Source organism: Aquabacterium sp. (genome assembly GCF_041915145.1).
GTDB lineage: Bacteria > Pseudomonadota > Gammaproteobacteria > Burkholderiales > Burkholderiaceae_C > Aquabacterium.
In genome coordinates this window covers 1-4,418 of sequence record NZ_JAYSBZ010000131.1, presented here as the reverse complement: position 1 = coordinate 4,418, position 4,418 = coordinate 1, and the positions used below count along the sequence as shown (strand labels likewise).

Here is a 4,418-nt window from a genome sequence, read left to right as displayed (position 1 = left end):
GGGTTCACGCCGGCGACGAAGCAGTTCTTGCCGTTGGCGTAGGCCTGGCAACCCAGGGTGTGGAATTGACCGGTCTTGCCCGTGATGCCTTGGGTGATGACCTTGGTGTCTTTATTGATGTAAATGCTCATGACGAATCCTTCGGGTCTGCTCAGGCGACGGCGGCGACGATCTTGGTCGCGGCTTCGGCCATCGAATCGGCGGCGATGATGGGCAGGCCGGAGTCGGCCAGCATCTTCTTGCCCAGGTCTTCGTTGGTGCCCTTCATGCGGACGACCAGCGGCACGGTCAGGTTCACGGCCTTGCAGGCGGTGATCACGCCGTCGGCGATGGTGTCGCACTTCATGATGCCGCCGAAGATGTTGACGAGGATGCCCTTCACGTCGGGGTTCTTCAGCATGATCTTGAAGGCTTCGGTCACCTTCTCGGCGGTGGCACCGCCGCCCACGTCGAGGAAGTTGGCCGGCTCGCCGCCGAACAGCTTGATGGTGTCCATCGTGGCCATGGCCAGACCGGCGCCGTTGACCAGGCAGCCGATGTTGCCGTCGAGCTGGATGTAGGCCAGATCGAACTTCGAGGCTTCGATCTCGGCCGGGTCTTCTTCGTCGAGGTCGCGGTAGGCCACGATCTCGGGGTGACGGAACAGCGCGTTGGCGTCGAAGTTGAACTTGGCGTCGAGCGCGATCAGGTTGCCCTTGCTATCGCGGTTCAGCGGGTTGATCTCGACCAGCGACGCGTCGGTCTCCATGTAGCACTGGTAGAGCTTCTTGAAGATGTCGATGGCTTGCGGCACCGAGCCAGCGGGCAGGCCGATGCCGTCGGCCAGCTGCTTGGCTTGCGCGTCGGTCACGCCGGCCAGCGGGTCGATGAAGACCTTGATGATCTTCTCGGGCGTGCTGTGCGCCACTTCTTCGATGTCCATGCCGCCTTCGCTCGAAGCGATGAACGCCACCTTCTGCGTGCCGCGGTCGGTGACGACGGACACGTAATATTCTTTTTGAATGTCGGCGCCCTCTTCGATGTAGAGGCGGTTGACCTTCTGGCCTTCGGGGCCGGTTTGATGGGTCTTGAGCTGCATGCCCAGGATCTGGCCGGCGAGCACGCGAACGTCGTCGAGGCTCTTGGCCAGCTTGACGCCGCCGCCCTTGCCGCGACCACCGGCGTGGATCTGTGCCTTGACGACCCAGACGGGGCCGCCGAGTTGCTTGGCGGCCTCAACGGCCTCGTCGACGCTGAACGCCGGGATGCCGCGCGGCACGGGCACGCCGAATTTGCGCAAGAGTTCCTTGCCTTGGTATTCGTGGATTTTCATGGGGCTTGCTCTGCAGTGGGAGAAGGGGAAGCACAGACAGATGCCGGCGCCGGCGTCAAACCCTCGGCGCTGGCCGAGGGCGGACGCTGGTACCAGCGCGGGTAGTAGAGGCGGGCCACTTCACCGTCGCTTCGCAGCGCGTGGCAGCGGTCGAGCTGGAAGGGGCGGGTGTCAGTCGCCTGACTGCCGTCGGCAGACCGGAACACGGTGCCTGCAAACGCCTGCACCACGGCTGTAGGCAAGAGTTGGGCCAGCTCGCTCAAGTGGGTGCAGCCCAGCACGCCCGACAACCGTTTCTTGATTTCGCCGCGGAAGTTGCTCAACAAGTTGAGACCGACCAGGCGGCGGTAGGCGTCGCCGTGTTGGCCGCAGTGATCGGGATAGGGCACCCAGTTGGATTGCGATCCGGCGTCGAGGACGTTGAAGCCGGTATCGACCACGATGCGCAGCAGCAACTCGTGCACCGGCACGTTGGCCGCGCGCATGCCGGTCTTGAGGGGCAGATCGAAAGGTTTGGTGTCGGTGAGCTTGGCATCGACTTCCCACAGGCCATCGTCACGCTCGTACACGTCGAGCTCGATCAGCCGCCGATGGCGGGGTTGGCGTTGGGGTGAGGCAGGAGGGAGGGCCATGTTTCGCGGGCACGGCAAGCGTGCACGGAATGCTGCTCAAAAGCGCGTCGAATGTAGCATGTTGCGACGCATCAAGGCTGCACTGGTTTGCACCAGCGCTGCGCTGAATTGGCGCAAACATGCACCAATTGACGCATTAATCGGCGGCGTCAGCCGTCTGCGAGCCATCGCGAGGCAACTCGTTCAGCAGAAGCCGGATGACATCGGCTGAAAAGCCCCTGCCGATCAGAAAGCGCATCTGCCTGGCTTTGTCGGCGGGCGTGGTTGGCGCCGAGCCGAAGCGCCGCTGCCAGACGGCCCGGGCGCGCTCGGGTTCGCTTTGGCGCAGGGCGTCGAGCGCGGCGGCCGATTCGGCGGCATCAATGCCGTGCTGCTGCAGCTCTTGCCGGATGCGCGCCGCGCCAAAGCGCTCGGCCCGGCGATGCACGACCGATTCGACAAAGCGCTCGGCCGACAGCCAGCCTTTGGCGGTGAGCTCATCGAGCACGCGCTCGACTTCATCGGCATCGTCGCTGTGGCGGGCCAGCTTGCGGGCCAGCTCGCTGCGCGAATGCTCGCGCGCACTCAAATAGCGCAGGGCGCGGCCTTTGAGGGACAGCGTGACGCCGCTCATCGGGGGTCTCGCTGTTCGGGGCGCACGGGCGCACGCCGTCCGATCAGGGGCTCGGGGCATCGTCGGCGTCGGCTGACGGCAACAAGGCGATGCCCAGCGACGCGCGGATCTTGTTTTCGATCTCGTGGGCAATATCGGGGTTCTCGCGCAGGAACTCGCGGGCGTTGTCCTTGCCCTGGCCGATCTTTTCGCCGTTGTAGGCGTACCAGGCGCCGGACTTGTCGACCACCTTGGCGTTGACGCCGAGGTCGATGATCTCGCCTTCGCGGCTGATGCCTTCACCGTAGAGGATGTCGAACTCGGCGGTCTTGAACGGCGGAGACACCTTGTTCTTGACAACCTTGACCTTGGTTTCGTTGCCGATGACCTCTTCGCCCTTCTTGATCGAGCCGATGCGGCGGATGTCGAGGCGCACCGAGGCGTAGAACTTGAGCGCGTTGCCGCCGGTGGTGGTTTCGGGCGAGCCGAACATCACGCCGATCTTCATGCGGATCTGGTTGATGAAGATGACCATGCAGTTGGTCTTCTTGATGGTGGCGGTGAGCTTGCGCAAGGCCTGGCTCATCAGGCGGGCCTGCAGGCCGGGCAGCGAGTCGCCCATTTCGCCTTCGATTTCGGCCTTGGGCGTGAGGGCGGCCACCGAGTCGACCACGATCATGTCGACCGAGCCCGAGCGCACCAGCGCATCGACGATTTCAAGCGCCTGCTCGCCGGTGTCGGGTTGCGAGATCAGCAGGTCGGACAGATTGACGCCCAGCTTTTGCGCGTATTGCACGTCGAGGGCGTGTTCGGCGTCGATGAAGGCGCAGATGCCGCCCTGCTTTTGCATCTCGGCGATGACTTGCAGCGTCAGCGTGGTCTTGCCGGATGATTCGGGGCCGTAGATCTCGACGACGCGGCCGCGCGGCAGGCCACCCACGCCCAGGGCGATGTCGAGGCCCAGCGAGCCGGTGGACACGACCTGGATGTCTTCGATGGCTTCGCCTTCACCCAGGCGCATGATCGAGCCCTTGCCGAACTGCTTTTCGATCTGGGCCAGCGCGGCCTGCAGGGCCTTGGCTTTTTCGCCGCTGAGGCTGGAGGTGGAAGTGTTGTTGCGGGTGGGTGCGTCCATCGGCTGTCTCCAAAAGATGGCGCGATTATGGCGCATAAGCTGGATATCCGTACAGTACTTTGTGCGATGACGCGGCGATGGGCTGGCCAGAATTGATGCAACTCAAGCGTGCAGTCACACTCCCTGCGCACAATCAATTCAAGATCGCTATTGCCACTGACTCTTTGGAGACCGAGAACATGACCGTTGAACACCATCCGCTGATCAAAGACTTTCCCGAGTTGCGTGATCGCATCCACGCTTTGAAAGGGCAAGCCCACTTTGCCAAGCTGGAGAAGGAATACGAAGACCTCGACAAGCAGATCGTGCGCGCCGAAACCCGCGTCGAGAACCTGTCGGACGATCAGGTCGAAACGCTCAAGCAGCAGCGCGTGCGCCTGAAAGACGAGCTGTACAAGCTGCTGACCGCCTGATCCGGCGAGTTGTCAGGCCACGGGGCGGCGCACCTGCTGAGGCGGGTCGCCGCCCCGAGTCGTTTCTGGCGCAGTCCGCGGCGCTTGAGGGCGCCTTCTAAAATCGCGGCCCATGACTACTGCCGCCGCCACCCCTGTCGTTCCCCCCATGCGTCTGTCGGGGCTGGAGCCCGTTGCCATCGGCGAGGGCTCGCTGTTCGTCAACGTGGGCGAGCGCACCAACGTCACGGGCTCGAAGGCCTTCGCCCGCATGATCCTCGAAGGCCGCTTTGAAGATGCCCTCTCGGTGGCGCGGCAGCAGGTCGAGAACGGCGCGCAGGTCATCGACATCAAC

The 4,418-nt window shown here is 63.6% G+C and carries 6 protein-coding genes and 1 pseudogene; 2 read left to right on the top strand and 5 right to left on the bottom strand.

The annotated features are described in order from the left end of the window. The 5 genes and pseudogenes from ACE3SS_RS14955 to recA all read right to left on the bottom strand — a co-directional run. Positions 1-131 (bottom strand): annotated as a pseudogene (locus ACE3SS_RS14955) (succinate--CoA ligase subunit alpha); the annotation flags it as partial. A 20-nt stretch (positions 132-151) separates the two neighbouring features. Then, on the bottom strand, positions 152-1,312 hold the full coding sequence (gene sucC, locus ACE3SS_RS14950; protein ID WP_374595313.1) for an ADP-forming succinate--CoA ligase subunit beta: 1,161 nt from the start codon (positions 1,310-1,312) through the stop codon (positions 152-154). Then, positions 1,309-1,944 carry a DUF2889 domain-containing protein gene (locus ACE3SS_RS14945; RefSeq protein ID WP_374595311.1) on the bottom strand — a complete coding sequence of 212 codons (636 nt, stop codon included), beginning with the start codon at positions 1,942-1,944 and terminating at the stop codon, positions 1,309-1,311. The genes sucC and ACE3SS_RS14945 overlap by 4 nt, the downstream gene beginning before the upstream one ends. 136 nt (positions 1,945-2,080) lie before the next feature. Continuing rightward, positions 2,081-2,557, bottom strand: a complete 477-nt coding sequence (gene recX, locus ACE3SS_RS14940; protein WP_374595309.1) for a recombination regulator RecX — start codon at positions 2,555-2,557, stop codon at positions 2,081-2,083. A gap of 43 nt (positions 2,558-2,600) precedes the next feature. Further along, the gene (gene recA / locus ACE3SS_RS14935; RefSeq protein ID WP_374595307.1) at positions 2,601-3,671 is read right to left on the bottom strand and encodes a recombinase RecA; all 1,071 of its coding nucleotides are present in this window, start codon (positions 3,669-3,671) and stop codon (positions 2,601-2,603) included. A 179-nt stretch (positions 3,672-3,850) separates the two neighbouring features. Here recA and ACE3SS_RS14930 point away from each other — a divergent pair, with 179 nt between their 5' ends. Continuing rightward, positions 3,851-4,084, top strand: coding sequence for a YdcH family protein (locus ACE3SS_RS14930; RefSeq protein WP_374595305.1), 234 nt, complete (start codon positions 3,851-3,853; stop codon positions 4,082-4,084). Between the two features lie 112 nt (positions 4,085-4,196). Then, positions 4,197-4,418 (top strand): dihydropteroate synthase (locus ACE3SS_RS14925; protein WP_374595303.1); only part of this gene is annotated, 222 nt, incomplete at its 3' end.

Bases quoted from the DNA above. Each gene is read 5' to 3' on its own strand.
- sucC (WP_374595313.1), bottom strand. From the start codon at position 1,312: ATGAAAATCCACGAATACCAAGGCAAGGAACTCTTGCGCAAATTCGGC.
- ACE3SS_RS14945 (WP_374595311.1), bottom strand. From the start codon at position 1,944: ATGGCCCTCCCTCCTGCCTCACCCCAACGCCAACCCCGCCATCGGCGG.
- recX (WP_374595309.1), bottom strand. From the start codon at position 2,557: ATGAGCGGCGTCACGCTGTCCCTCAAAGGCCGCGCCCTGCGCTATTTG.
- recA (WP_374595307.1), bottom strand. From the start codon at position 3,671: ATGGACGCACCCACCCGCAACAACACTTCCACCTCCAGCCTCAGCGGC.
- ACE3SS_RS14930 (WP_374595305.1), top strand. From the start codon at position 3,851: ATGACCGTTGAACACCATCCGCTGATCAAAGACTTTCCCGAGTTGCGT.